This window comes from Bacillus sp. 9.4 (assembly GCF_055486415.1).
In genome coordinates, this window is sequence record NZ_JBVFMU010000002.1 from 557,708 (window position 1) to 583,799 (window position 26,092).

The 26,092-nt window shown below is 41.9% G+C and carries 27 protein-coding genes and 1 riboswitch; of the genes, 9 read left to right on the forward strand and 18 right to left on the reverse strand.

The window, feature by feature from the left end; genetic code table 11:
- Positions 1-16 precede the first annotated feature (16 nt).
- Both ogt and kinE read right to left on the reverse strand, forming a co-directional pair.
- A complete protein-coding gene (gene ogt, locus ACZ07B_RS09365; protein WP_070548878.1) occupies positions 17-514 on the reverse strand; it encodes a methylated-DNA--protein-cysteine methyltransferase in 498 nt (165 codons plus the stop codon).
- Positions 511-2,727 carry a PAS domain-containing sensor histidine kinase gene (gene kinE / locus ACZ07B_RS09370; protein ID WP_216999332.1) on the reverse strand — a complete coding sequence of 739 codons (2,217 nt, stop codon included), beginning with the start codon at positions 2,725-2,727 and terminating at the stop codon, positions 511-513. Before kinE ends, ogt begins: the two co-directional genes overlap by 4 nt.
- A gap of 252 nt (positions 2,728-2,979) precedes the next feature.
- Between kinE and ACZ07B_RS09375 the strand changes: the two genes are divergently transcribed.
- Positions 2,980-4,002, forward strand: coding sequence for an acyltransferase family protein (locus tag ACZ07B_RS09375; protein ID WP_153255971.1), 1,023 nt, complete (start codon positions 2,980-2,982; stop codon positions 4,000-4,002).
- 43 nt (positions 4,003-4,045) lie between these two features.
- On the opposite strand, the gene ACZ07B_RS09380 is transcribed toward ACZ07B_RS09375, so the two are convergent.
- The 4 genes from ACZ07B_RS09380 to htpX form a co-directional block, all read right to left on the reverse strand.
- Positions 4,046-4,219 (reverse strand): hypothetical protein, encoded by a 174-nt coding sequence (locus ACZ07B_RS09380; protein ID WP_216999334.1) that lies wholly within the window; start codon positions 4,217-4,219, stop codon positions 4,046-4,048.
- 2 nt (positions 4,220-4,221) lie between these two features.
- Positions 4,222-4,377, reverse strand: a complete 156-nt coding sequence (locus ACZ07B_RS09385; RefSeq protein ID WP_003232510.1) for a hypothetical protein — start codon at positions 4,375-4,377, stop codon at positions 4,222-4,224.
- Between the two features lie 144 nt (positions 4,378-4,521).
- Entirely contained in the window at positions 4,522-5,871 is a 1,350-nt protein-coding gene (gene ktrD, locus ACZ07B_RS09390; RefSeq protein WP_003244672.1) for a Ktr system potassium transporter KtrD, read from the reverse strand.
- A 173-nt stretch (positions 5,872-6,044) separates the two neighbouring features.
- Positions 6,045-6,941: a protease HtpX gene (gene htpX, locus ACZ07B_RS09395; RefSeq protein WP_003232513.1), complete on the reverse strand. Its 897-nt coding sequence runs from the start codon at positions 6,939-6,941 to the stop codon at positions 6,045-6,047.
- Positions 6,942-7,111: 170 nt separating this feature from the next.
- Here htpX and htpK point away from each other — a divergent pair, with 170 nt between their 5' ends.
- Both htpK and sspD read left to right on the forward strand, forming a co-directional pair.
- Entirely contained in the window at positions 7,112-7,813 is a 702-nt protein-coding gene (gene htpK / locus ACZ07B_RS09400) for a transcriptional regulator HtpK (RefSeq protein ID WP_464877127.1), read from the forward strand.
- 130 nt (positions 7,814-7,943) lie between these two features.
- The gene (gene sspD / locus ACZ07B_RS09405) at positions 7,944-8,138 is read left to right on the forward strand and encodes an acid-soluble spore protein SspD (RefSeq protein WP_003218568.1); all 195 of its coding nucleotides are present in this window, start codon (positions 7,944-7,946) and stop codon (positions 8,136-8,138) included.
- 10 nt (positions 8,139-8,148) lie between these two features.
- On the opposite strand, the gene rsgI is transcribed toward sspD, so the two are convergent.
- From rsgI to ACZ07B_RS09425, 4 genes are all read right to left on the reverse strand, one after another.
- The gene (gene rsgI, locus ACZ07B_RS09410; protein WP_216999339.1) at positions 8,149-9,294 is read right to left on the reverse strand and encodes an anti-sigma-I factor RsgI family protein; all 1,146 of its coding nucleotides are present in this window, start codon (positions 9,292-9,294) and stop codon (positions 8,149-8,151) included.
- Entirely contained in the window at positions 9,291-10,046 is a 756-nt protein-coding gene (sigI, locus tag ACZ07B_RS09415) for an RNA polymerase sigma factor SigI (RefSeq protein ID WP_003245855.1), read from the reverse strand. The genes rsgI and sigI overlap by 4 nt, the downstream gene beginning before the upstream one ends.
- A 263-nt stretch (positions 10,047-10,309) precedes the next feature.
- Complete coding sequence (locus ACZ07B_RS09420; RefSeq protein ID WP_418910463.1) at positions 10,310-11,104, reverse strand: TerC family protein; 795 nt, start codon at positions 11,102-11,104, stop codon at positions 10,310-10,312.
- A 105-nt stretch (positions 11,105-11,209) separates the two neighbouring features.
- A riboswitch (yybP-ykoY riboswitch) is annotated at positions 11,210-11,313 on the reverse strand.
- 47 nt (positions 11,314-11,360) lie between these two features.
- Complete coding sequence (locus ACZ07B_RS09425) at positions 11,361-12,026, reverse strand: DedA family protein (protein ID WP_041518224.1); 666 nt, start codon at positions 12,024-12,026, stop codon at positions 11,361-11,363.
- Between the two features lie 180 nt (positions 12,027-12,206).
- On the opposite strand from ACZ07B_RS09425, the gene ACZ07B_RS09430 reads away from it, so the two are divergent.
- The 3 genes from ACZ07B_RS09430 (at position 12,207) to ACZ07B_RS09440 (ending at position 17,420) form a co-directional block, all read left to right on the forward strand.
- On the forward strand, positions 12,207-14,609 hold the full coding sequence (locus ACZ07B_RS09430) for a putative bifunctional diguanylate cyclase/phosphodiesterase (protein WP_464877128.1): 2,403 nt from the start codon (positions 12,207-12,209) through the stop codon (positions 14,607-14,609).
- 87 nt (positions 14,610-14,696) lie between these two features.
- The gene (gene ku, locus ACZ07B_RS09435) at positions 14,697-15,581 is read left to right on the forward strand and encodes a non-homologous end joining protein Ku (RefSeq protein WP_440615922.1); all 885 of its coding nucleotides are present in this window, start codon (positions 14,697-14,699) and stop codon (positions 15,579-15,581) included.
- 3 nt (positions 15,582-15,584) lie between these two features.
- On the forward strand, positions 15,585-17,420 hold the full coding sequence (locus tag ACZ07B_RS09440) for a DNA ligase D (RefSeq protein WP_124059790.1): 1,836 nt from the start codon (positions 15,585-15,587) through the stop codon (positions 17,418-17,420).
- A gap of 23 nt (positions 17,421-17,443) precedes the next feature.
- On the opposite strand, the gene ACZ07B_RS09445 is transcribed toward ACZ07B_RS09440, so the two are convergent.
- Both ACZ07B_RS09445 and ACZ07B_RS09450 read right to left on the reverse strand, forming a co-directional pair.
- Positions 17,444-18,457, reverse strand: coding sequence for a glycosyltransferase family 2 protein (locus tag ACZ07B_RS09445; RefSeq protein WP_123373477.1), 1,014 nt, complete (start codon positions 18,455-18,457; stop codon positions 17,444-17,446).
- Positions 18,458-18,469: 12 nt separating this feature from the next.
- Positions 18,470-20,164 (reverse strand): DUF6044 family protein, encoded by a 1,695-nt coding sequence (locus ACZ07B_RS09450; RefSeq protein WP_123373476.1) that lies wholly within the window; start codon positions 20,162-20,164, stop codon positions 18,470-18,472.
- 192 nt (positions 20,165-20,356) lie between these two features.
- Here ACZ07B_RS09450 and ACZ07B_RS09455 point away from each other — a divergent pair, with 192 nt between their 5' ends.
- Positions 20,357-21,169, forward strand: coding sequence for a metallophosphoesterase (locus tag ACZ07B_RS09455; RefSeq protein ID WP_123373475.1), 813 nt, complete (start codon positions 20,357-20,359; stop codon positions 21,167-21,169).
- Positions 21,170-21,196: 27 nt separating this feature from the next.
- Here the strand turns inward: ACZ07B_RS09455 and ACZ07B_RS09460 are convergent, their stop codons facing one another.
- Positions 21,197-21,748 (reverse strand): YkoP family protein, encoded by a 552-nt coding sequence (locus ACZ07B_RS09460; RefSeq protein ID WP_123373474.1) that lies wholly within the window; start codon positions 21,746-21,748, stop codon positions 21,197-21,199.
- A gap of 90 nt (positions 21,749-21,838) precedes the next feature.
- Between ACZ07B_RS09460 and ACZ07B_RS09465 the strand changes: the two genes are divergently transcribed.
- Complete coding sequence (locus ACZ07B_RS09465) at positions 21,839-22,960, forward strand: MGDG synthase family glycosyltransferase (protein ID WP_123373473.1); 1,122 nt, start codon at positions 21,839-21,841, stop codon at positions 22,958-22,960.
- A 14-nt stretch (positions 22,961-22,974) separates the two neighbouring features.
- On the opposite strand, the gene ACZ07B_RS09470 is transcribed toward ACZ07B_RS09465, so the two are convergent.
- The 3 genes from ACZ07B_RS09470 to ACZ07B_RS09480 form a co-directional block, all read right to left on the reverse strand.
- Positions 22,975-23,439: a MarR family winged helix-turn-helix transcriptional regulator gene (locus ACZ07B_RS09470; RefSeq protein ID WP_003232536.1), complete on the reverse strand. Its 465-nt coding sequence runs from the start codon at positions 23,437-23,439 to the stop codon at positions 22,975-22,977.
- A 132-nt stretch (positions 23,440-23,571) separates the two neighbouring features.
- On the reverse strand, positions 23,572-23,754 hold the full coding sequence (ykoL, locus tag ACZ07B_RS09475; RefSeq protein ID WP_015252233.1) for a stress response protein YkoL: 183 nt from the start codon (positions 23,752-23,754) through the stop codon (positions 23,572-23,574).
- Between the two features lie 87 nt (positions 23,755-23,841).
- Positions 23,842-23,997 (reverse strand): hypothetical protein, encoded by a 156-nt coding sequence (locus tag ACZ07B_RS09480; protein ID WP_003232538.1) that lies wholly within the window; start codon positions 23,995-23,997, stop codon positions 23,842-23,844.
- Between the two features lie 194 nt (positions 23,998-24,191).
- On the opposite strand from ACZ07B_RS09480, the gene tnrA reads away from it, so the two are divergent.
- The gene (tnrA, locus tag ACZ07B_RS09485) at positions 24,192-24,524 is read left to right on the forward strand and encodes a MerR family transcriptional regulator TnrA (RefSeq protein WP_003232541.1); all 333 of its coding nucleotides are present in this window, start codon (positions 24,192-24,194) and stop codon (positions 24,522-24,524) included.
- Positions 24,525-24,566: 42 nt separating this feature from the next.
- Here tnrA and mgtE read toward each other — a convergent pair whose 3' ends face one another.
- Together mgtE and ACZ07B_RS09495 are read right to left on the reverse strand one after the other, a co-directional pair.
- Positions 24,567-25,922, reverse strand: coding sequence for a magnesium transporter (gene mgtE, locus ACZ07B_RS09490; protein ID WP_003232543.1), 1,356 nt, complete (start codon positions 25,920-25,922; stop codon positions 24,567-24,569).
- 17 nt (positions 25,923-25,939) lie between these two features.
- Complete coding sequence (locus tag ACZ07B_RS09495; RefSeq protein ID WP_009967087.1) at positions 25,940-26,062, reverse strand: hypothetical protein; 123 nt, start codon at positions 26,060-26,062, stop codon at positions 25,940-25,942.
- Between the last annotated feature and the right edge of the window lie 30 nt (positions 26,063-26,092).

Genomic DNA, 26,092 nt, shown 5'->3' on the forward strand with positions numbered 1-26,092 from the left:
GAACGTGCCATATGTTTTATTTTTCTTTATAGGAGATTCGCTCGATGTTTAGCAAAAATGCTTTGATCTCCGTTTTGCTTCCAGCGTATCCTGTTAACGCACTGTTTTTGCCGATCACTCTGTGGCACGGGACAAAAATCGGCAGGTCGTTACGTTTATTAGCCTGCCCGACAGCGCGCACCGCTTTCGGACTGCCGACCGCAGCGGCAATATCCGCATAGCTTCGGGATTCACCATATGGAATCCTCTCCAGCGCCTGCCACACTTTTTGCTGAAAAGGAGTGCCCTTTTGGCTGAGCGGCAGGGTGAATGTCTTCCTTTCGCCTGCGAAATATTCTTGAAGCTGTTGTTTCGCTTCTGCAAGATTAGGTGTTTCCATGTGCTCAGTATTCTGAACCGTTTCTTTCCAATCCACCCAATCTTCCTGACTGAGAAATAGACGAGTGATCCGGTCCTCCTCTTCGGCAATGATAAGTTCACCGAGCGGCGTTTCGGCTGTCGTATAGTAGTTCATTCATCATTCCTTCTTTCTTCAGCATTCTGTCTGACAGGAAGCGTAATATGGAAAACGGTGCCCTTCCCTTCTTCACTTTCTACCATAATCTCGCCTTGATGTTCTTCAATAATTTTATAGCTTACCATAAGCCCAAGTCCAGTTCCCCGTTCCTTTGTCGTATAAAACGGTTCACCAAGGCGCTTTAATTTATCTTCTGTCATTCCGATTCCCTCGTCTTTTAAGGAGATAAGAACATGATCTGGATCCAATGCCCTTATCGTTACAAAAATATTTCCGCCGTCAGGCATCACTTCGATGGCGTTTTTTAATATATTGATAAAAACCTGTTTCAGCTGATTCGGTTCACAGTAAATCGGGGGAATGTCGTCAATTAAATCAAGTTGCATTTGTACATTGCTGAGATTGGCTTGCGCATTTAGAAGGTCTATCGTGTCCCTCATAATTTGGGTAACATGTTTTTCCTCATACATAATGGCCTGGGGCTTGGCTAAAATCAAGAATTCGGTGATGATGGATTCGATGCGCTTTAGTTCTGAGGTGATCACGTTGAAGTAAAGGGCGTAGTCTCCCTCGACACTCCCTTTCAGAAGCTGAATGAAGCCTTTAAGAGCAGTCATCGGATTTCTGATTTCATGAGCAATGCCGGCTGCGAGTTCGCCGACAACATGAAGGGTATCTGATTTGCGCAGGCGTTCCTCCAATTCTTTTCGCTCTGTTACGTCTTTAAAGATAGCCAAGTTCATATTTTGAATAATATTCCGTTTAAATGAGAATTCGAGTTTTCTGTTATCACCGCTGCTCAGCAAAAATGGAATTTCGTTGTCCATTTCATCAAAATTAATCTGCCTTGCCGGTGATGCCAAATTTTCTATTTCATAAGCAGAAATAATATCTAACAGGCTGTGCTGTTTTATCTCTTCATGTGACAGGCCCAAAATATGGCTTGCTAATGGGTTGGCGTCGATGATCCTGTATTGATTGTCAAACAATACATTGCCGTCCATTGAGCCGTTGAACACTTTTCTGAATTTCAACTCGCTTTCCCGAAGCTCTTTTTCCATCCGCTTTCTGTCGCTTACATTTCTTAAGATCGTCAAATGCTGATTTTCAAGGATTGTCCGTTTTGAAGTAAATTCAAGCTCTTTGAACTGCCCGTTCCCCATTTGAAACAGCAGCTCTTCTCTGATCTCTCCGTATTTTGCGTATTTCCTTTTCGTTATGCTGTATTTTTGCTGCGAGTCAACGAGAAAATCACACAGCTTTCTTTTCAACAGCAAATTCATCGGCAGCTCAAAAATTTTACAGGCTGATTGATTCGCTTTTACGATTCTTCCGTCATTCGACCAGATGATTATGGCGTCCATCGCATTTTCAAAGATTTCTCTGAAGCGCTCCTCACTTTTAAAGAGCTGCAGCTCCATAGACCGCTTCTCTGTGATATCCCTCATAATGGACATATAAAAACCGCTGATGATGTTTGATGTAATCGTGAATTCAAATAGTTTTTGAACTCCTGAACGAAGCTTGACAGGCAGCTCCCCCTTCGCTTTTCCCTTGCGGTTGAGAGCCTTCCATATATTGTCAAAATCTTTTCGTGAGCCGCTGTCTATGAACTCATACAAAGATAAATGAGACAGCTCATTATGATTGATTTCAAAGCTTTTACAAAAGGACAAATTGGCATCAATAAAACCGCCATCTTTATCAAACAGGACGATTCCGTCAACTGCTCTGTCAAACAAGTCCTTAAAAAGCTGTTCATTCATAGAGAATTCCCGCTCCAGAATCTTCTTAGAAGATATGTCCCTCATGACAACAAAAAAGAAATCCTCACCAATGCCTCTTTTGGCCAGAAACTCTATGTATTTTGTTGCCCCGCAATCAAGCCTGATCGGAACCTCCTTCCACAGAAAACCTTTTTTAAAAAACTTCTTTACGGCAAGATTCAGTTCATCCTTTGGGATTGAAAACAAAAAATCCAAAACAGAACGCTTTTTCAAATCTTCCGAGTCAACTTGAAGCATCCTTTCTGTTGCTTCATTTGCTTGAACAATCCGCATTTCGTTATCACAAATAAAAATAGCATCGAGCGTATTGTTGACAATCACTTGATGCTGATTCAATTCCTTTTTCAGTCGCGCGTTTTCTTCTTTGAGGCGATTCAGTTCCTCTCGCAGCTCCGTGTTTGTCTGGACACCAAGAGTTTCCATGCATGTACACTCCTTCTTCAAAACCTATCCCTCAATATTTCTACAAAATGCGGGAACTTCCTTCATTTGCCCTATAAATTTCAGAAAATTTCAGCGCCATTACATTACGAAGACATTTTCTACGATCCTTACCGCCACTTTACATCGACCTAACAATCAGCATTTTTTTAGATTCCTTTTTCATCTTTTATTTTAAAATATGTACCAGCAGGGAATAATCTCTTAGTGACTGATGAAAGAGAAGGTGATGCTATGAGTAAATCGCGGGACAGTTATTTCGATAACGCAAAATTTTTATTGATATTCCTTGTTGTATTCGGTCATATCCTTCGTTCCTTTATTAATGATAATCATTTTATGCTCTACCTCTACAAGTTCATTTACACATTCCATATGCCTGCATTTATTCTTGTATCCGGTTATTTCGCGAAAGGCTTTAAACGGGCGGGATATGTAAAAAAGCTGGCGGTCAAGCTGATTATTCCGTATTTGATTTTCCAAATCATTTATTCCGTCTTTTATTACATTATGCAAGATGAAAGCATGGCAAATGTGAACCCGATTGATCCGCAATGGTCGTTATGGTTTCTTGTAAGCTTATTCTTTTGGAACCTGCTCCTATATCCTTTTTCAAAGCTTTCAAAGCAGTGGGCGCTGTTTGTCAGCTGCGGAATCGCCGTGCTAATCGGTTATCTGGACTTTGTCAGCAGCACGCTGAGCTTGTCACGGACATTCGTATTCTTACCGATGTTCCTTGTCGGTTTTTATTTAAATAAACATCATTTTGATTTATTGAGATCAAAACGCGGCAAACAAATTGCGCTCGGAGTGCTTGCCGCAGTATTCGTCATCTGCTGGGGCATCGATTTTGACTATTCTTTTCTGTTTGGTTCAAAACCGTATTCTTCATTTGGAGACGTTACCCTGGTAAGCGGACTATCCCGAATCGGCTGGTATGTACTCGCCTTTGCGGCAACCTTCAGCTTTTTAGCGCTCGTTCCGCAAAAACGGTATTTCTTTACCAAATGGGGAACCCGGACATTTTACGTGTATCTGCTTCACGGGTTTATTATTAAAACATTGCGGCAGGTCGGGCTTGAGGATTGGCTTACTGACTATCAAAGCTTAGTGATCCTCTTGCTTTTAACAGCAGCCCTGACATCAGTCCTCTCCAGCAACTTTGTTAAGACAGTCGCTCAGCCCTTCATTGAGCTGAGGATGACCAGCTTATTGCAATTTGTCAGAGGAACGGGCAAAAATGCTTATTTAAAATAGAAAAGCACCTCTTAAGCGGACGCCGCCTAAGAGGTCTTTTTTATTATTGTTTTTTGTTTTTTTCTTTTTTCTTTTCAGGCTTGGTGACTTCCAGCGTTTCGATGATCTTTCCGGCATTGTAATCCCCAAGTTCACTTGAGAATTCTTCCTCCAGCACCTTTTTATTCATAGGCTTTTTATGATTTTGCATGTCTCTGCTATGACGGTTTTTCTTCACAATTACATGCCTCCCTGCTGGCCCTGTTTGGAATTGCGGTTTGCCCCTCTAAAATTGGGGTCGTCATGATATTGTGTCTTATATGAATTGGGGTCCATGCTCTCGGTAGGTGTATTGTTATTTTTAATGGCTTCATTCACTTCAGCTTTGCGCTTCATACGAATCCTCCTCGCCAGTTTTCAGACATTTCAAGATGCAGGAGCATAAATTGCACCTGTCGAAGTTAGGTTCTCCAACTGAACAGGAGGCACACATCTTTTTTTTGGCAATCAAAAAACACCGCAAAATATGCGGTGTTTTGCCTATCCGATAATCACTCTTTCCTTCGGATAGTGATAATTCGCTTCAATTTCCTTTCTTCCGATCAGATACAGGAAGGTCAGGATGCCGATTCGCCCGATAAACATGACAATCATAATGACACATTTTCCAACACTGCTCAAATCTGCCGTAATTCCAAGCGACAGACCGGTTGTACCGAATGCCGAGCACACTTCAAACAAAAGCTCCAGCAGGGAATGTTTTTCTGTAATGGTCAGAATGAGTGTCGCGCCAAAAACGAGCAGGATCGCCATCATCGTGACAACAAGCGACTTCATCAAGTCAGCAGGGTGAAGCTCCCGTTTGAATACCTTTACGGCCTTATTGCCGCGGGCAAAATGAAACAGCGCAAGAAGGTTCAAAGCAAAAGTCGTTGTCCGTATGCCTCCCCCAACTGAGCTTGGCGACGCTCCGATAAACATCAGCGCACAAATAAAAAAGAGTGTGGAATCTGATAATTGGCTGATATCGATTGTTGCCAGCCCCCCGCTTCGGGTTGCCGTTGATTGAAACAGGGACAAAAACAAAATATCATGCCATGATTTTCCTGCGAACGCATGGTTTGCTTCCAGGGCAAAGATGCCAATGGCTCCAAACAAGACAAGTGAGCCGAACGTAATCGTCGTGATCTTTGTAAAAAGCGTAAATGGATAACGCCGATGCTTTGAAAACAGGAAATCCTTTACTTCAACAAGCACGGGAAATCCAATCGCTCCAAATATAATTAAAAGCATTGTAATAAACTGCACAAAGTAATCGTGGCGAAATGGAATCATCGAATTACCGGTAATATCAAATCCGCCATTTGTCGTTGCACTGATACTGGCAAAAAATCCGTGTAAATAAGCTTCCTGATAGGAGTCATAGTAGGTTAAGAAATATGTGCCGAGTATCAGCCCGCCAAAAAATTCAATCCACAAGATCAGAAAAAGAACCTGCTTCATCAGATTGACAATTCCTGAAAACTGGGATTGGTTTTGATCAACCATAATCAGTTTTCGTTCTTTCAGCCCGATTCGTTTTCCCATGATCAGCCAAATGAACGTTCCGAGCGTCATAATTCCGATTCCGCCAAATTGCAGAACAAATGCTAATATAAAAATGCCTATGGTGCTGAATGTATCAGCTGTATCAACAACCGTCAGCCCCGTTACGCTGACTGAACTGACAGCTGTAAAAAGCGCATCAATAAACGTCCAATCCGCCCCCGGTTTATGGGCCGCCGGCAAACTCAGCAATATAACGGCCACCGTAACTGCAAGAAAATAATATAATGCGATCAGCTGGGCCGGTGACAAGGCCTGTATCAATTTTCCAAACTTTAATCTCATGTAAAATCCTTCTGCCTCTCTTTTTAAGTACGGTAATTATTCTAAAGATATTAGGTCCATTTTTAAAGGCTTTTACGAAACATTTTCTTAACTTGCTTATTTTTTTATGATTTTAGTCAATGGATAAAATAAAAAACCTCTGAGAATTCTCTCAGAGGAACAATGTGTTTGTATTATTTAGCTTCCAGCCGTCTGATTCGCTCATCTAAATCAGGGTGAGTAGAGAAAAGTGAAGAGCGCTTCTTGCCATTAATCTTTAACGTTTGGACAGCTGTCTGATCGTCTTCCATAATCCGGGAAGAATAGCTTTTAAGCGTCCGCAGCGCATGAATCATCTTGTCCTTGCCGGCAAGATCCGCTCCTCCCCTGTCAGCATGGAATTCACGATGGCGTGAATACGCAAACACAACCAGGCTGCCAAGTATCGAAAAGACAATCTGAAAAATAATCATTGCAATAAAATGAACGATCGGCGCTAGATCTTCTTTGACAAAACGGCTTGCTATCCAAGCGGCGATACGCGATAAAAAGACGACAAAAGTATTAACGATACCTTGTAAAAGCGTCATTGTTACCATATCACCATTTGTGATATGCGCGACCTCGTGGGCAAGCACACCTTCAACCGCTGCGTCATCCATCTGCTCCAGCAGCCCTGACGATACTGCGACAAGTGAACGGCGTTTTGACGGTCCAGTCGCAAACGCGTTTACTTCAGGTGAACGGTAAATCCCGACTTCCGGCATTTTCGTTAAACCGGCAGAGCGGCTTAATCTGTGAACACGATCAACCAATTGCTGTTCCTCATAGCTGAGCGAGTGTTTTTTCGGATTCAGCACTCTGACGCCCATCATCGTCTTTGCCATCCATCTGGACATCGCAAGAGATGTAAAGGAACCGACAAATCCAACGACTAAACTGAACACAAGAAGCGCCATTGGATCGATACCGCCATCAGCTGTAAAGTACGTCCCGACTCCTGTAACAGAGCTTAAAACAGACAAAACGATCCCGATTGTTGTAAGCACCAAAATATTCGTTAGAATAAACAGAAAAATTCTTTTCGCCATAACAACCTCCGTTATTTTAAGTTCAAAAGAACCCGTATATTTAAATTATAAAACATCCATTTGAAAATGCAAGGAATTCGACGTATGATGTTAATGTAATTTGCTGACGCTTGAATTTTGAACTTATACATAGACCTATATCCGCGTCAAATTGTTTAAAGAGGTGAACAATGAACATTTTTAAACTCTCTCGAACCGATATGGTGCGGCTGCTCTATTCCCTAAAAGGACAAGGAGAACATAGCCCGCTCGACATTCTCGTCCAATCAGCGAACATGTCAGCAGAAAAAGCAGCCAATCATCTAGAAATTCCTGAATTTCTTACAAGATATGTACGAAAAAAACGGAAAAAAGAATACGGTCTTTCTACAAATGAAATCGTAGAGCTTGGCAACTTATGCGAGCTGACTTCGTTAAAGTCAACCGCGATTCAAAACTGGGTAAAGCGTGATATCAAAGATCTGATCGGACACCCTGAGCTGGGCAAAAAATACTCAGTTGAACAGGCAGTTATTCTTTTAATTGTACGTGATTTAAAATCCATTTATGACTTTGAACACATACGGGCTATTTTAAAAGTGGCCTTTAACACAATCTCAGACAGATCTGATGATGTCATCAGCCCGATTGCTTATTATGAAAGCTGTGCATATGTGCTTGATGCCATCCATCACCAAGATACTCCTTCTATGAAAGAATCAAATCTGCAGGAGATCGCCGAACAGGAGACAGAGCGTCTCCGTCACCGTTTTGAAGAACTGAATGACAGCCAATGGCTTAAAATCAGACAAATTATCGCCATTACAGTCCTCTCCATTTTGACGTTCCATATTCAGGCAACCGCACATAAAATGACAGCAGACATTCTATAGTCTGCGTCACCCCGGCTCAGAGGCCGGGGTTTTATTTTTCTCCACAACAATTGCCAGCATAAATAAACCCCGTATATTTCAAACTAAATACGCGTTAAGAATTTCTTTATCGAAAAAGGAGATGAAAAAGATGGCGAGCAGAAATAAACTCGTTGTTCCAGGGGTGGAGCAGGCACTAGACCAATTTAAACTCGAAGTGGCTCAAGAATTCGGTGTGAACCTTGGTTCTGATACAGTCGCACGCGCTAACGGCTCTGTAGGCGGAGAAATGACAAAGCGGCTGGTACAGCAAGCACAATCACAATTAAATGGCACAACTAAATAAATTCAGGTCTTTATTCGCCGGGGGCACTCGGCGAATCTTCATTTTGAGCTGAATTATTATCACTGCTGTAGCCGTTTGGATTACGTCGGTCTGAAGCGTTATCCCTTCTGGACGAAGAACGGTTCTTGCCTTGTTCACCATTGTTCCAGTCCCTGTGATATTGGCTTTGGCCCTTGTCAGCGCCGTTATTTTCATTTCCTTTATCTTGAGGATCTTGTATTGGGGTTTGCTCATGGTCCCCATCTTTTTCGGTATTTGTGTTTTCATCTGATTCCTTTATTTTTTTATCTTTGTCACTATCATCAATCTGGTCATCCGCTTTATCTTCTTTCTGGTCTCCGAAATCCGCATCATTCAGCTGTTCATTATCTCCTTGCTTGCTGTCCTGGGTGTCAGTTTGATCGGTGTTTTCATCCTCATTTTCATCACTCTTTTGATCCTCTTCCCCGGATGGTTTGCTGGAGTCATCTTTTAAATCTTTATTGTCATTCTTTTCATTTGATTTGATGTAGCTGCCTGTTGAGACGCCTTCTTTCTTCGCTTTTTCCCTCGTTTGCATATCTGACTCGAGAGATTCCATGCGGTATGTCGTTTTATATTTTTCAGTCACATCATTCAGCTGTTTTTTCACAGCCTTTTTATATGTATTGTCTTCTGTGTTTTCATAAACAGTGGAAATCAATATTTCTTTCGATTTCTTTACATACCCGTGTTCACTGCAGTCGGTTATAATATCGTCAATCACCTTTTTAAAATCAGTCTTCTCCCAATCATCTATATCATTCACGACTTTCTGTCCCTCATCGTTTAGAGGCGTCAGTTCAATCACTTCATAATCGCTGTTTAACGCCATTTCGACGCTTGGATTGATATCGATTGTCATATACGCATAGGCCTTATTATTAGAAAAAACGGGGAGAACTATAAAAATAAAAAGCATAATAGCAGTCATCGTAAAAATCCCCATTTTGAAAGGGCGCAGTTTAAAAAAATCAAAAAAGCTGGCCCTTCTGCCCATGCGTGTTTCACTCGGAAGCATGATTTCTTCTCCGATTTCATAGCTGTGTCGATCATTTTTGGCTTTTAAAAATTGTCCGTCAGGGGTCAGCAACGTGACGAATTTTTTATTTTTCTCTACTATAATCCCTCTTCTCATGAGTGCAGCACCCCTTTAAGATAATCTTTTAAATAAATATAATCACCCGTAATGATAATACACATCGCAATAATATATTTTCTGTTTCTCTCAATCGTTTTTCGGCTTACAGAGACAAGCTGTTCAAGCTGTTTGACTGGAAGCTGCTTCTTTGTATACAGGATAGCGGCCAATTCTTCATGTTCAACAAGCGTCATTGCCACCTTTATGGCGTTTTGTCTTGCATCCGTGTGCTTTGGAGAATTTTCAAGCAGTTCTTTAAACGATAAACCATAATCCTTGAGCTGCTTTTGAAAATAGAGGATTTCCTCCCGCCTCTGCTCCTGTTCAATCTGACGGCGGTATTCATCTATGGAAAGCTCGGCTTCAATCAGGCTTTGTGATGACTCCTGATCGTCTCCTTCCTGTAAATCGATATTTATATTTTGTGCGCTTCTGGCTTCTTTTCTAATGTAATCAATGACTTTTCTTTTTATAATAAGCTCAGCAAATGCGAGCAGAGAATTTCCTTTTTCAGGTGAATATTTTTCTATAGCTTCATTAAACGCGATCAGTCCAATACTGAACTCATCGTCTTTTTCATCTATATATCGTTTACAAACGGATGAAACCGTCTTTGCGATAAATGGCTTATATTGCTGTATTAATTCATTTTGCAGATCTTTATTGCCTTTTTGTATACTCTCAACAGCTTTTTCAAGTGTTTGCTTCTTTTTTCCCAATTTAAACAAAAGGCTAAGCACTGGTTTCACCTCAGTTCCTCCCTATAACTACTCATTAATGATAGCTAATTTGATAGGGATTCGCAAAGGAGAAAAAGAAATATTGATTTCCAATGTCTCAATTATGACAAACCATTCTGACGTCCTATACATGATTTCGTGCCTTTCTATAGAATTAAGGGGGTTTTATGCGTGTTTTTTGTAACAAAGATGTTATAAAAATGTTATTTTATTTCGCTTATGAAAACGCTTCAAACACAAAAAGACTCTGCTTTTAAGCAGAGTCTTTCAGATTACGCCCGTTCACGGGTGCTGTTTTTTTGTTCGTTTTGTGCGCCCTCCGGCTGTTTTTTCCCACCTGACATAAACCAGCCGCAAACCGCGATTGCTGCTAAGACTACCCAGAATATCAGCTTCCATGTTCCAGAATGGATAAAGTGCTCAGAAACAACCGCTATGTCGCGATGGGCAAGCGTATATAAAGCAAGCTTCACTCCGACCCAGCCGACAATCACAAAGGCTGCTGTTTCTAGGCTTGGACGTTCCTTTAATAACTTCACAAACATGGAAGCCGCAAACCGCATGATCACCAGTCCGATGATACCGCCGGCCAAAATGACGAGAAATTGTCCTCCGTCAAGTCCGCCGATCTTCGGGAGTGATGTCCCAGGAAGTGTAACCGCCAGCGCTACTGCTGCTAAGATGGAATCAACAGCAAACGCGATATCTGCCAGTTCAACTTTTAAAACAGTCGGCCAAAAACCGCTTTGCTTTGTCTCTTTATGTGTGTCTTCTTTCTTAAATACATATCTTTTCAATAAGTGGCTTGCTGAGATATACAGCAAATAGATCGCGCCAATCGCTTGAACCTGCCATACGTTGACCAAAAATGAAATGGCGAATAAAGAGCCAAATCGCAGAACAAAAGCCCCTGCCAATCCATAAAATAACGCTTTTTTTCTTTTTTCCTCCGGCAAATGTTTTACCATTACCGCCATAACCAGCGCGTTATCGGCGGCTAAAATCCCTTCCAGCCCGATCAAGACGAGAAGAACCCAACCATACTCTAATAATAATGCTGCATCCATAAATGATACCCTCCCAAAAAAGTTGTTTTCTTTCTCTTCATCCGATCTTATGCCGGCCGGACCATGCAAAAAAGACCTTTGCCGACATAAGGCAAAGGTCTTGCTAGACATGAATTCAGGCATGCCAACAAAGCCGATGGATACAATCCATGAAATGACGACTTTGTTTCCGGAATACATTCCGGACGCTACTCCCCTTTGGGATTTCAAGAAATATGATTTTATACGTCAATGATATGCGCAGCGCAATGATTTGTCAACGTTTATTTTTTAAAAATACAGATAATTGTTCGGAATGCGTGCGTTTCTTCCTCTTTTTCAACAGTAAGTAGAGCAGGAACAGCGCCAAAATCGCTATCCCGATCGGAAGCATGTATTGATCAAGAATAGAGCCGACTTCCTTCCAATTTTCACCGAGCTTCACACCGAGATAAACATATACAAATGTAATCGGAAGCATAGCAATGAATGTATAAAGCGAAAACACCCAAACATTCATTTTTGCAATTCCGCACGGTATGGAAATCAATGTCCTGATGCCAGGCAAGAAACGCCCGCTGAACGCGACAAAGCCCCCATGTTTTTTGAAAAATTTATCTGATTTATCAAGCGCTTCAGGTTTAATAAAGAGATACTTTCCAAAACGTTCAAGAAACGGCCTTCCTCCGTACCGGCCTATCCAATACAGCGTAAGCGGACCGGCCACTCCCCCAAGCGATCCTGCCAAAACAACGCCGGCAAGTGTCATATCGCCTTTAGATACCCAATAGCCCGCAAGCGGCAAGACGACTTCGGCAGGGATAAACTCAATGCTGAGCGCTAGAAATATTCCAAAATAAGATAAGCTTTTAAATGCTTCTATCCATGACATAACCAGCTCTTCGATAGCCACCAACTCCCTTGTTTCATGTTTATGTATCATACATTTTTGTTTTTTCGGAAAACGTCAAGATGATTTTAACACATTTTTCACGGTCAGTTGAACTAAAAATAGATCTCCCTCGTATTTCTATCGTTTTGAAGGCTGAAACTCTGCGGTTAAGCAGCCGATAATAAAGAGAGTCAACAAGACTGGAACACACGATACGGGGGGAATCTCCATTTGGAAATACACGCTACATATAATACGACGCTCATATGTTTATCTATTCTAATTGCCTGTACCGCCTCGTATATTTCCCTTGAACTTTCCAGGAAAGTCACCATCAATACAGGCTTAAAAAGTAAAATTCGGCTGATCGGCGGCTCACTTATTATGGGATTCGGTATTTGGTCAATGCATTTTGTAGGGATGATGGCCGTCCATATGGAAATGCCGATGGAATATGAATTCATGCCTTTAATGGCAGCCATTGGCGCATCTGTTTCGGGATCATTTGTGTCATTATATTTTGTCAGCCGGCACATTCTTACATATTACAGACTGCTTACCGGATCAGTTGTGCTTGGCGCATCTATTGCTTCTATGCACTATATCGGAATGTCTGCCATTTCCCGGGTAATGATTATTTACGAACCGATTTTATTTACAGTTTCAATTATCATTGCGATTGCAGCCTCTTTCGTCTCGTTAAAAATATTCTTTGACTTGGCCGTGAAAAAACATTCTGAGCATCTTATATTCTATAAAGTCATCAGTTCAATTGTAATGGGTATTGGGATTTCGGGCATGCACTACACAGGGATGCTTGCGGCAACTTTCCATAAGGACATGGCTCCGCCCGGAAGCCATATGGAGGTACAAACGTTTCATTGGTCAATTTTTGTTACTTTAATTATTTTCTGTATCCAAACGTTATTGTTATTCAGTTCCCATGCAGATCGAAAGTTTATTAAACAGAGCGAACGCATAAAGGATAACGAACAGCGATTTCAGTCTTTAATCGTCCACAATATTGATGCAATCTTTATTTTATCATTAGAAGGAGACATAATATCTTCCAATCACGCTGGTGAGGAAATGATCAGCAAATTTGGCTTCAGCATGCATGACTGGAGGAATTACACATCACAGAAGATTAAGCGCCTTTTTGAGCAAGTTAAAAAAGATAAACAAGCGATGAACAGCGATAGCGAGCTTATCACTGAAAAAGGCCAGTTTCACTTAAATATTACGCTCATACCTGTTGAGGTCAATCAGGAACTAGACAGCATTTATGTCATTTGCAAAGACATGACGAAGCAGTACAAAGCAGAAAAAGAAATCCATAGAATGGCTCATTATGATTCGCTTACAGACTTACCTAACAGAAGACATGCCATCTCTCATCTAACAAAGGTGCTGAATCGCGAGCATTCCTTGCATTATAACACCGTTGTATTCTTTCTCGACTTAAACCGGTTTAAAGTGATTAACGATGCATTAGGGCATAATGTCGGTGATCAACTGCTTCAGTTTGCAGCTAAACGCCTGTCATCTGTAGTCCCTGATAACGGATTTATCGCCCGTCTTGGCGGTGATGAATTTATTATTATATTAACAGACGCCAATACAGGAACAGGCGAAGCAGATGTTTTAGCAAGAAAAATTATCCAAAAATTCAAAAAACCTTTCAAAATTCAAGATCACACCCTTGTCACATCTGTCAGTATCGGGATTGCGATATCTCCAAAAGACGGGACGGATGGCCTTGAATTGATGAAAAAGGCTGATATGGCGATGTATGCGGCTAAAGAACGAAACAAAAGCAAATACAGATACTATTCTTTTTCAATCGGCAACAAAGAAACCGTCAAGCTTAACCAAGAGATGGTACTCAGAGAAGCAATCGAAAACGATAGATTTGTCTTGCATTATCAGCCGCAATTCAGTGTGAAAAAACAAAAAATGACAGGAGCAGAAGCACTGATACGCCTTGTGACACCAGACGGGCAACTGCGTCCGCCCGGAGAATTCATCGGTGTTGCAGAAGAAACGGGACTTATTATTGATATCGGAAAGTGGATTATAGATGAAGCATGCAAGCAGGCAAGGATTTGGCATGACAAAGGCTATGATCTTTCTGTCGCCATTAATATTTCCGCCAGACAGTTCCAATCCAAAGATCTGATTCCCCTCATCAAGGATACGCTTAATAAATACCAGCTTCCTCCGCAGCTTCTTGAAGTGGAGGTGACGGAAAGCATGACAATGGACAATCTCGATCACTCCAAAAAGGTTTTGTCATCCCTAACAGAATTAGGAATCAGAATCAGTATTGACGATTTCGGTACTGGTCACAGCTCTCTTAGCTATTTGAAGGACTTCCCGATTCACAGGCTGAAGATTGACAAATCATTTATTGACGATATTCAGACCCATCCTAAATCAGAGCAAATTACCGGAGCTATTATTGCCATGGGGCATCAGCTGTCTTTGCAGGTGATTGCCGAAGGTGTGGAAAATGCAGCTCAAAAGCAGCTTCTTTTTGAAAAAGGCTGCGACCATTTGCAGGGCTTCTTTTTCAGCAGGCCAATACCTCCGGAACAGCTCGAACAATTCATTACTGAACAGCCGTCGCAATAAGTGCGCCGGCTTTTTTTCACCCATAAGTTACTACACATGAATCGTACTCCTTCTCTTCACACTAAAGAAAAAAAGGGGTTTATCGATATGCATACAATGTGGAAGGGATCGATCAGCTTTGGATTAGTAAACATCCCCATCAAGCTATATGCGGCCACAGAAGATAAAGATATTAAACTGCGCAGCCTCCATAAAGAGGATCACGCACCAATCAAATACGAGAAAGTTTGCACAAATTGCGAAAAAACTCTTAGTCCTGATGAAATTGTGAAGGGATATGAATATGTAAAAGGGAAATATGTAGTGCTGACGGACGAAGATTTAAAAAGCTTAAAACAGGAGCATGAGGAGAAAGCGGTTGAGATTGTTGACTTTGTTCAGCTTCAGGAAATTGATCCGATTTATTTTAACCGCTCCTACTTTGTCGGCCCCGGGGATAATGGGACGAAGGCCTATACCCTGCTTCGTGAGGCGCTGCGCTCAACCGGAAAGATCGGTATCGCCAATTTGACAATCAGGTCAAAGCAGCAGCTGGCGATTCTCCGCGTTTATGAAAATTGTATCGTCATGGAGTCTATCCATTATCCGGATGAGGTCAGAAGCGCCGCTCATGTCCCAGGTGTACCTGATCAATCGAATGTAAACGATAAGGAACTGCAAACTGCTATCACATTAATAGATGAACTGACTGCTGAGTTTGAGCCTGAGAAATATGAAGACACGTACCGACAGGCGCTGCTGCAAAGAGTCAACGACAAGCTAGAAAATAAAGAAACGGCTGTCACTCCTGATAAAGCGCCACCTCGTGAAGATGTCATTGACCTGGTAAGCGCTCTGCAAGCCAGCATCGACAGAACCAGAAGGCCGAACCGGGAGACACCGGCTGCCGCACCTGCACAAGCCGCTGAACCGAAAGGAGCCGGAGATAAAAAACAAAAAACAACTAGAAAAAAAGCCTCCGGCACGTCATAGCCCATGGCGTTTACCATGCAGCCGGTCTTAACTTCGTCACCGCCAATCGGAGCAGAATGGCGTTACGAAGTAAAATATGATGGGTACCGCTGTATTCTCCGCATCCATTCTTCAGGTGTGACCTTAACCAGCAGAAATGGTGTGGAGCTCAGCAGCACCTTCCCTGAAATCACACAATTCGCCAAAACTGCCTTTCAGCACATGGAAAAAGAGCTTCCGCTGACACTTGATGGTGAAATCGTATGTTTGGTGAATCCTTGTCGTGCAGATTTTGAACACCTTCAAGTGCGGGGGCGTTTGAAAAGGCCAGACAAGATTCAGGAATCGGCAAACGCGCGGCCGTGCTGCTTTCTCGCCTTTGATTTGTTAGAGCGAAGCGGAAAAGATGTAACGTTTCTTTCGTATTTGGACCGCAAAAAATCGCTGCATGATCTCATATCCGCAGCAAAGCTTCCTGCATCTCCAAATCCTTACGCAAAAGAAACCATTCAATCCATTCCCTGTTATGATCATTTTGATCAACTCTGGGAGATGGTAATAAAATATGACGGAGAAGGAATTGTAGCGAAGAAAACAAACAGCAAATGGCTTGAAAAGAAGCGGTCGTCCGATTGGCTCAAATATAAAAACTTTAAACAAGCTTATGTTTGCATAACAGGATTCAACCCTAATAACGGGTTTCTGACGGTATCGGTATTAAAAAACGGAATAATGACACCGATTGCCTCTGTCTCGCACGGAATGCGCGATGAGGAAAAAAGCGCTATACGCAAGATTATGGAACAGCATGGACATCAAACACCCTCAGGCGAGTTTACGCTTGAACCTTCGATTTGTGCAGCTGTTCAATACTTAACAATTCTCCAAGGTACATTAAGAGAGGTATCGTTTATCGGTTTCGAATTCCAAATGGACTGGACCGAATGCACATATGCGCAAGTCATACGACACTCCAAACCCGTTCACCCAAAGCTCCAGTTCACAAGCCTGGATAAAATCATATTTGAAAAGAATAAAAAAACAAAAGAAGATTTTATTCAGTATATGATTGAAGTCAGTGACTACCTGCTCCCATTTCTGAAAAACCGTGCTGTCACCGTCATCCGCTATCCGCATGGATCTAGGAGCGAATCATTTTTCCAAAAAAACAAGCCGGACTATGCGCCGGATTTTGTTCAATCTTTCTATGATGGGAGCCATGAACATATTGTCTGTGAGGATATGTCTACATTGCTATGGCTTTGCAACCAGCTTGCTTTGGAGTTTCACGTTCCTTTTCAAACCATTAAAAGCAGGCGTCCGGCTGAGATTGTCATTGATTTAGACCCTCCTTCGCGAGATGACTTTCTTATGGCCGTGCAGGCCGCAAATGAACTGAAGCGGCTGTTGGATTCCTTTGGCATCACATCGTACCCGAAGCTGTCCGGCAACAAAGGCATCCAGCTTTATATTCCCTTGTCTCCCGAGGCATTTACGTATGAAGAAACACGCCAATTTACACAGCTGATCGCAGAGTACTGCACCAATGCATTTCCCGAGCTATTTACCACTGAACGCTTGATTAAAAACAGACACGGCAAATTGTATCTTGATTATTTGCAGCACGCAGAAGGAAAAACGATTATCTGTCCCTATTCGACGAGAGGAAATGAGCTTGGGACTGTCGCAGCCCCGCTCTACTGGCATGAGGTGCAATCATCTTTAACACCCGCTCTGTTTACAATTGATACGGTCATCGATCGAATTAAGAAGCAGGGCTGCCCATTTTTTGATTTTTACCGCAACCCGCAAGACGAGCCGCTTAGCGCCATATTGCATCAGTTGAAGAAAAAGAGCTGACTAATGAAGTCAGCTCTTTCCGTTTAACTGTACTTTTTTTCCAACCGCTCTTTTTCCTGGCGCTGGAGCGGGCTCAGCTGCTCATTATACAAATCAATATCAATCGCGTATTTCGGCCGTCTTTTCACTTCAGAAAAAATCGTTCCAATATACTCTCCGATGATGCCAATTCCCATCAATTGCAGCCCGCCCAAAAACCAAATGGATATGATGAGAGACGCCCAGCCTGCATTCGTATGGCCGAGCAGCTTTTGAATAAACGCGCCAACCCCTGCCACAGCGCTGAGGAAAAACAAAACAAACCCTAAAAGCGTAAAGAATCGAATTGGTGCGACACTGAATGAAGTAATCCCGTTAAAAGCGAAGGATAGCATCTTTTTCAGCGGATATTTCGTTTTGCCAGCAAAGCGTTCCTTGCGGTCATACAAAACTTCGGCCGATTTAAAGCCGATCATGGGGACAATACCTCTTAAAAACAGATTCGCTTCCGGATAACGCTCAAGCTCTTCAAGGGACCTTTTATTCATTAAACGAAAGTCAGCATGATTATAAATTAATTTAATCCCAAGCTTATTCATGAGACGATAAAACCCTAACGCGGTCGTGCGCTTGAAAAAGGTATCGGTTTTTCTGCTCCGGCGTACACCGTAAACGATCTCGCAGCCCTCATGATATTTCATCATAAAATCCCGGATCACAGAGATATCGTCCTGAAGATCAGCATCGATCGAAATGACGCAATCTGACCTATTCTTCGCTTTATGCAGTCCGGCTAAAAGCGCTTTTTGGTGGCCGACATTACAGGCTAATTTTAAGCCGGTAACCTTCTTGTTTCTTATGCTCTCCATAGCAATTAAAGCCCAAGTGCGGTCTTTGCTGCCATCATCGACAAACAGAATTTTACTGTCTTCAGCAATTAATTTTTCTTCAATTAAATCATCTACAACCTCTGTCAGCTGACGGCTTGTTTCTTGAAACACTTCCTCTTCATTGAAACACGGGACGACGATGGTTAATACTGGCTGTGACTGTTTCAATCGATATCCTCCTTATCTTGTTTCATATAAATAAATGCGCCAGGCGGAATCTTTATGGTCAAACGTCTTTACGAGCGCGAGATGGTTTTGTTCAGCATTCATGATCGGAACTGAAGAAAAAATGTACCGTCCGCCCATTTTTTTAAATACATCTGTATTTAATTGAAGGTTGTTGATCGTTTTCTTCGAGTTCTTTTTGAAATCATATCGTTTACCGAGTTCATCGACAAAAAGGTAGCAGCGGCTGCCCCATTCATCAAAATATTGTTTCAGCCGAGCATTTTTTTCCAGCTCTTTTTCGATGATTTTCCTAAATTCATATTTATATGAGAGCGGATACAGATTGTTATACGTATCTAACGTATAAAAGCCGTTATATTGGGCGATAGACGGATGCAGCCCGATGCTCGCCACCCTGTACGAATCCTGAGGACGTCCGATATATTCCTTAATCTCTTTGAATTGCTCCGATGCATAAAACTCCTTGAATGTCGGCGCGTTGTAATGAACGCCATACGTATATTCTTCATTAAAAGGCGCCAACACCATCAGCTGTGCAACGACTGCAGCGTACACAAGCCATTTCCATCCTTTCCCCATCCGCCAAATGAGATATAAGGCAAGCGCAAAGCTCACGTATATAACAAGCGGCCGAAGAAAATGAAAACGGGCAAAATTAAATTCTGCTAAAAAGGCAAATTTCTGCTTTGGAACAGCCCAAATTTTGTTGAACCAAAACGCATACCATAATGACAATCCGTAATTAAGCACACATAAAAACAGATACACATTTTCTGGCTTTGTCCGATTTCGTTTGAACAGCAGAGCAGCAAATACGACCAGCAGGATCGGAAGGATGACAACGGTATGAACGGTCATCACATGATTATGGCCATAGACAAAGTTTTTTACGGATAGCCGAAGAGAATGCCAAACGTCATGCCTGGATGAGATAAATTCGATACGATGCATCGGCGCGTGCTCAAACAGCATCGAATAGACAAGCCGATATTCAACGAAAAGATAGATACTCGTCATAAATGCAATACTGCCTAAGAACATCAAATTCCATCTTCTTTTTGTAATAGCATCATACAGCCAAAAACACGCCATTCCTGCCAGGAAAAAGAAGAAGCCTAGAACAAAGCTTGAGTATAGAGGGAGCAAGCCCAGCGTCAGCCACTCTCTCCATGAGATATCCCCTTTTCGGATATTTAAAAAAGCCCACAGTGCCAAAGGGTACCCAAGCGTACTCAGCATTCCCGAAGGCCAGAACGGTGTTAAGGCAAATGCAAGCGATACGCCAATTCGGATGAAAGCCGCTTTTGGTTCCGGGATTATATGTTTCTTCAGCAGCACATACATTCCAAAAAAAGCGACAACTCTTGTAACCGTCTGGCTTATTGCATAGGCGGTCATGGAAGAAAAGAAAGCATGGAGCCAAACAATTCCGCTCCACTCGGTGCCAAAGGCATCCCGGGGCAGCCCGTTAATGATTTGCGGAATGGCAGCGTCAACCTTGCCGACGATTTCTCCGCTATCGGCCAGAACCTTGTACCAAGCGATGTTGGAATCTAAATTATCGTGGACCCGGATATGGGCATCTTCCTTTAAAATAAAAAGCGGGGATACATACAATAAAAGAAGAAATAATGCGATCCAGAGATAATATGTTTCTTTTTTTTGTTGTCTCATCAATCGTAACATTGCTTACACATCCATTTGTTATTCTGACTCCGTCGGCATGTTCTGCCTCATGTGTCAAAATTTATTATCCCTTTTCCCTTCCAAATCATTCATCATATGACAATCCGTTTTTCAACCTGTCTCTACCCATTAATTCCCGCTATCCATAGGGCTTGATCACTTACTATACTGATAGAAGGGAGGGGATATATTTTGTTTACAATCTTACTTTCATTGGCCATACTCGTATTTGTGCCATTTCTATATAAAGCGAACCGCAATACAAAAGATGTGAAAGTCAACACCATTTCAATCGACCCAAAAGACGGCCTTCCAGCCAGAAAAAAATTAAATATCCTTCATTTATCAGATCTTCACTTGGAAAACATTTCAGTCTCACCTGAGGAGCTGTATCATTTAACAAAAGATCAGCCTGTGGACATCATTGCTCTTACCGGGGATTTTCTTGATCGGAAACGTAATATTCCGAAGCTGGCAGGTTACTTGAACGCCTTGCAAAATCTGAAGCCTGCATATGGAATGTATGCGGTGTTCGGTAACCACGATTATGTATTGAAAGAAGAGGACTTTCAGAGATTGAAGCGAGTTTTAGAGGAAAACGGCTGTATCACGCTGCAAAATGAACATGTTCGAATCGAGACGGCTGCAGGGCCAGTCAATATTATCGGCATTGATGATTACAGTACGAATCGTAGTAATATCAACGGCTCTTATCAAAGTCTGGAAAATGGCTATCATCTTGTCTTAACACATGACCCAAATATTATTCTGGATATGAAAGATGTTCATTATGATTACCTGCTGTCAGGGCATTTTCACGGCGGGCAAATTCACTGGCCAAAACCGTATCATTTGGTGAAAATGGGCAAGCTCGTGCGAATGAACATGATTAAAGGCCTTCATTATCATCACGATAAACCATTTTATATCAGCGAAGGCTTGGGACAAACTGGCGTAAATATCCGTGTCGGAAGCCGTCCTGAAGTAACATTTCATCAGATTTAATCAAAAAAGACTGTGCTGACCGAGGCATCAGTCTTTTTTTTGATAGGTTTTCTGCAGCTTTTCTTTTGAGATAAACAAATAGGATGAATTCGGTAAATGCCGCAAGCTCACAGGCTTTGAAGTCAAATATAAAATCGGCACATGGGACACTTTTTTAAAGCATCTGTAAAAAGGATTCACCGGGGTGATCACATCAAAGCCGAGCCTTTCCACACCTTTGTCAAGCATTGTAATCCCAATGATTCCTTTGATTTTCTCGCTTTTTTTATGATTGTTAATATAGTCAAGAAGAAGCGGCATCGATTGATATACTTTCTGATAAATAATGATTCCCTTTCTGACCGCGCTCTCAATGCTTTGAAGCTCCCTGATCAGCTTTATGTTATGCAGGTGGATTTTAACGAGCACATCATTTTTTCTTATATGCGTTCCGTCGCTAAGCACGACATGATGTCCTTTGTACTTCGTCAGCCTGACTCGAAAGACGCTTTTATGATCTTTGTCAACCAAGGTCAGCCTTGAAAAAAAGAAATAAATCGGGTCAACCACTCTCCATATGGAAAGGAAACAAGTTTTCATCTTTTCACCTTCCTTATGATCAAAAACACCCTTATATTTTGTGAACGTTCTCCTCAAAATATAGTTGCCATATTTTTTAGGAGGACCGTCATGAAAAACATTCTCATTTTTCCTTTTTTAAGCATTTCCACCGGCCATCATCATGTGGCTGATGCATTGCAGGCTGAATTAGAGTCTCAAGGGCTGGCAGCTGAAAAGATTGATATCTTTTCACATGCGTATAGCCGGTTAGAAAAATTGTCCTCCGTGGCTTATTTAAAATGGATTCAATATTTCCCGAAAACGTACAGCGGCATTTACAGGCTCCTCGCCTGCGGAGAATTTCAGCATGACAAACGCTATTTCATGTACGAATGGCTGTTCACACAGCAAATGAGGCACATTCTCCAAGAAAAACAGCCTGATATCGCCTTCTGCACACATGCGCTGCCTTCTTATCTGCTGAACCGACTAAAGCCTGAATATCCGAATCTGACGGTTGTGAATGTATACACTGATTTTTTCGTGAATCAATTATGGGGACGGAAGAACATTGATTACCATTTTGTTCCGAGCACGGAAGTAAAGAAGCAGCTAATATCAGAGGGGATCGATCAGAACAACATATACTTGACCGGTATTCCAGTTCACCGAAATTTTGAAATGGAATCAGCAGATACCTTGCAGCACCACCCGCCATATACCATCATCATCACTGGGGGCAGTATGGGGGTCGGTGGAGTTTTAAAATGGGTGCAGAAACTGTCGCCAGGCGGAAAGATCTTATACAAAATATTATGCGGCAGAAACGAAAAGCTCTACTCCTATGTCAAAAGTTTACACCACCCCTTGATTGAGGCGATTCCTTACCTTCACAGCAAAGCTGAGATGAACCGTTTGTACGAACAGGCGACAGGCATCATGACTAAACCCGGAGGCGTGACCATCAGTGAATGCTTACAGAAACGGCTTCCGGTATTTATTTATCATGCACTGCCGGGACAGGAGGAAATGAATTTAAACCTTCTACATGGAAGGAAGCTCGTCACAGATATGAGAAACTGGGACATGAAGAAAGCAGAAGAGTATATCGCGGCATTTTTTCAATCGAACGAACAGATGAAGGAGTATAAAAAGCACGTCAATGGATACCTTGGCGAAATGTCTGATAGGAAGATTGAAGATGTTTTAAAAAGAATCATATGGAAACAAAAAAACACTCTCCTGAAATAGAGAGTGTAGAATAGTTAACGAAACAGCAAATGCTGGCTGTGTATGCCTGCTTTCTTGAGCAGGACGATCAGCTGGTCCTGTTCATCAGGCGAAAGGCCTGAAAACGCTCTCGCAATACGCAGTGCATGAATCGGATAAATTTTATCCAAATACTCATTTCCCTTGTCAGTTAAATGTGCGTAAACAGAGCGTTTATCTTTCGGGTCCTGCTCCCTTACTAAAAACCCGTTTCTTTCTAGTTTGTCAATAACATATGTGACGTTTCCGCTTACAAGCAGAAGTCTCGACCCAATTTGCTGTAATTTTTGCGGGCCTCTTGTGTACAGGAGCTCCAGTACAGCAAATTCAGTGGGATTAAAACCGTGCTCTTTGCTATCACGGATACTATGTTCGGACACACTTTTGAAAGCCCTTGCAAAAACTCTGTACAAATTCATCGCACGCTCAACTTCTTCTTCGTTAAACGATAATCTCATCATATCTACCTCGTATATAGGATTTTTATAAAAAAATAATGAAAACCCTTACATATAATAAGAGTTCAGTCCCTTACTATACGTATTCGCTATAATTCGAGAAATTCCTTCTAAAAGCAAAAAAATCCTTATACATTATCTTGTATAAGGATAATTTTTATGATTTGTAATGCTTCGAAAGAAATAAGCGTATTCTTTCCGAAGCTCAGAAATCGTCATTTTGTTCATGACCTCTTTATTATAAACCCCTATCTGATAGAGTTTTTCAGAATAATGGCTTCGTTCTTTTTCTAAAGCGGATTTCAATAAATTACTCATAGCGTCCTCCTTCATTTTGAGGTATCCTATACAAAAGATACTCTTTTTAAATGAACGTGGTATGAATCTAATGTAAAGAATTTATGTTTACGAAGATTTTCGGTATTGTCCGTTTTGAACGGATCTTAATAATTGAAAAGCCTGTTCTCCGGCAAGCTGCATAAACGTCTCCAGCATTTCATCACGCTTGATATCCAACTCTATAATTTCTTTTGCCAGTGAGACCGCTTTTTCTTCCTCCATGATTATCCTTCCTCCTCGTTTGATTCGTTACATAAAGGATAAAACGCGCTTGGGTGTTACGCATTATTCTTGTTAATTTTTCTTCCGTATTTTTTCAAAAATCTTCTATTTGATGTTAGAAAATATGACAAGCGTCAGGTTTTTTCTCTTTGTTTTTTATATACTATTATCAAAAGACATCCAGGGGTGGAAAAATGACCACAGAAGATCATTCTTATAAAGACAAAAAAGTGATTTCAATCGGAATTGTGAGTGAATTGACAGGATTGTCCGTAAGACAGATCAGGTATTATGAGGAACGAAAGCTCATTTACCCGCAGCGTTCTTCAAGGGGGACAAGAAAATACTCCTTTGCCGATGTGGAGCGGCTGATGGATATCGCCAATAAGCGTGAAGACGGCGTACAGACGGCAGAGATTTTAAAGGATATGCGCAAAAAAGAACAGATGTTAAAAAACGATCCGCAAGTGCGGAAAAAAATGCTGGAGGGGCAGCTTAATGCTCACTTTCGGTACAAAAACCGTTAAATAATAAAAGTCCGGCTCGCAGTTGAGACGGACTTTTTACGTTTATAATGAGTGAATGAATGCAGTGGCAATGCCAAAGTAGATTAATAAAGATAAAATATCGTTTAACGTTGTAATCAGCGGTCCAGAAGCAATCGCCGGGTCTACTTTCAGTTTGTGCAAAATAATAGGGATAATCGTTCCTGACATCGTGCCGATGATTAAGGTTAAGAACAGTGAAGAGGCGACAACAAATCCCAAAAGCGCATTCCCCTGCCATATGATGGAGACAATCGCAATCAGCACAGAACAAACCGCTCCGATAAAAATACTTGTTCTGAACTCCCGGAAGATCAGGCGCACAATCGTTTTTTTGTTCATTTCTTCTTTAGACAAACCTCTGATGACAACCGCGAGAGATTGTGTTCCCGTATTTCCTGTCATCCCTGACACCATCGGCATGAAAAACGCAAGCGCGACAACCTGCTTCAGCGCGTCTTCAAAATAGCTGATAATGCTTCCTGAAATCAGTCCGATAAACAAGAGTAAAATCAGCCATGGCAGGCGCCGGTATGCCGCCACGTAAGCTTTTGTGTCAAAGGTGATGTCTTTACCGGAAGCGGCAAATTTTTCGTAATCCTCATCAGCTTCCCGAATAACGACGTCGATAATATCATCGACCGTCACAATACCGACAAGCACGTTGTTTTCTTCTACAACCGGTATTGCCAAAAAATCGTAACGTTCAATCAGGCGGGCAACTTCTTCCTGGTCCTGAAGAGCATCTGCTGATATGACGCGGGTAAACATTAAATCCTGCACCTTTTCTTCAGGTTCACCCAGAATCAAATCGCGGTAGGAAAGAACCCCAACCAGCTGTTTGCTTTCATTAATAACATATAAGTAGTTGATCGATTCAGCTATTTCAGCGAAGCTTTTCAGTTTGACGACCGCGTCTTTTACCGTGTAATGCTGAGGGATCCACACATACCGGTTTGTCATCATGCGTCCCGCTGAATCAGCCGGGTAATTCATCAAGAGCTGTACAGCTTTTGACTCTGACGCTTCCATGCTGGACAAAAGCTGTTCCTTCAGTTCTTCGTCCATTTCTTCAAGCAATTGAGCGAGGTCATCGTTGTCCATTTTGTTCATCGCCAGTGTTGCTTTTGTTTTTCCGACTTTATTTAAGACGACAAGCTGAAATTCGCGTTCCAGCTCCCCGATCATATCAGTGATATCGTCTACAGTTAAATAAGATAAATAGCGGGCGCGGTGTTTTTCCGGCATTTCTTTAAAAATAAATGCCATGTCATAGGGCTGAAGCTCATCAATAACACTTCTGAAATCCCTGATTTTCCCGTCTCGCAGTAAAATAATGATGCGTAAAATGAGTTCGTCATAGGTCATGTTTTGAACCATCGGGACTCGTACCTCCTCTACGGAGACGTGCCGGCCTCGCCAGAAGGTGCGGCAGTTCGTCTCCTCATCGTGTAATCAATTGTCTTGCTGTCATAGTATATGGGTACTTCTTCAGATTGACTCGAATGGGGAGAATCCATACTCCGCACCTCCTTTGATTGGTTTCGTTT

Bases quoted from the DNA above. Each gene is read 5' to 3' on its own strand.
- ku (WP_440615922.1), top strand. From the start codon at position 14,697: ATGCATACAATGTGGAAGGGATCGATCAGCTTTGGATTAGTAAACATC.
- ACZ07B_RS09385 (WP_003232510.1), bottom strand. From the start codon at position 4,377: ATGAAGCGCAAAGCTGAAGTGAATGAAGCCATTAAAAATAACAATACA.
- htpX (WP_003232513.1), bottom strand. From the start codon at position 6,941: ATGGCGAAAAGAATTTTTCTGTTTATTCTAACGAATATTTTGGTGCTT.
- ACZ07B_RS09450 (WP_123373476.1), bottom strand. From the start codon at position 20,164: ATGTTACGATTGATGAGACAACAAAAAAAAGAAACATATTATCTCTGG.
- ACZ07B_RS09470 (WP_003232536.1), bottom strand. From the start codon at position 23,439: ATGATGAGATTATCGTTTAACGAAGAAGAAGTTGAGCGTGCGATGAAT.
- ACZ07B_RS09465 (WP_123373473.1), top strand. From the start codon at position 21,839: ATGAAAAACATTCTCATTTTTCCTTTTTTAAGCATTTCCACCGGCCAT.
- ykoL (WP_015252233.1), bottom strand. From the start codon at position 23,754: ATGAGTAATTTATTGAAATCCGCTTTAGAAAAAGAACGAAGCCATTAT.
- ACZ07B_RS09375 (WP_153255971.1), top strand. From the start codon at position 2,980: ATGAGTAAATCGCGGGACAGTTATTTCGATAACGCAAAATTTTTATTG.
- ktrD (WP_003244672.1), bottom strand. From the start codon at position 5,871: ATGAGATTAAAGTTTGGAAAATTGATACAGGCCTTGTCACCGGCCCAG.
- ACZ07B_RS09480 (WP_003232538.1), bottom strand. From the start codon at position 23,997: ATGGAGGAAGAAAAAGCGGTCTCACTGGCAAAAGAAATTATAGAGTTG.
- mgtE (WP_003232543.1), bottom strand. From the start codon at position 25,922: ATGGTTCAAAACATGACCTATGACGAACTCATTTTACGCATCATTATT.
- ogt (WP_070548878.1), bottom strand. From the start codon at position 514: ATGAACTACTATACGACAGCCGAAACGCCGCTCGGTGAACTTATCATT.
- ACZ07B_RS09440 (WP_124059790.1), top strand. From the start codon at position 15,585: ATGGCGTTTACCATGCAGCCGGTCTTAACTTCGTCACCGCCAATCGGA.
- rsgI (WP_216999339.1), bottom strand. From the start codon at position 9,294: ATGAGAAGAGGGATTATAGTAGAGAAAAATAAAAAATTCGTCACGTTG.
- htpK (WP_464877127.1), top strand. From the start codon at position 7,112: ATGAACATTTTTAAACTCTCTCGAACCGATATGGTGCGGCTGCTCTAT.
- ACZ07B_RS09425 (WP_041518224.1), bottom strand. From the start codon at position 12,026: ATGATACATAAACATGAAACAAGGGAGTTGGTGGCTATCGAAGAGCTG.
- kinE (WP_216999332.1), bottom strand. From the start codon at position 2,727: ATGGAAACTCTTGGTGTCCAGACAAACACGGAGCTGCGAGAGGAACTG.
- sspD (WP_003218568.1), top strand. From the start codon at position 7,944: ATGGCGAGCAGAAATAAACTCGTTGTTCCAGGGGTGGAGCAGGCACTA.
- ACZ07B_RS09495 (WP_009967087.1), bottom strand. From the start codon at position 26,062: ATGGATTCTCCCCATTCGAGTCAATCTGAAGAAGTACCCATATACTAT.
- ACZ07B_RS09460 (WP_123373474.1), bottom strand. From the start codon at position 21,748: ATGAAAACTTGTTTCCTTTCCATATGGAGAGTGGTTGACCCGATTTAT.
- tnrA (WP_003232541.1), top strand. From the start codon at position 24,192: ATGACCACAGAAGATCATTCTTATAAAGACAAAAAAGTGATTTCAATC.
- ACZ07B_RS09420 (WP_418910463.1), bottom strand. From the start codon at position 11,104: ATGGATGCAGCATTATTATTAGAGTATGGTTGGGTTCTTCTCGTCTTG.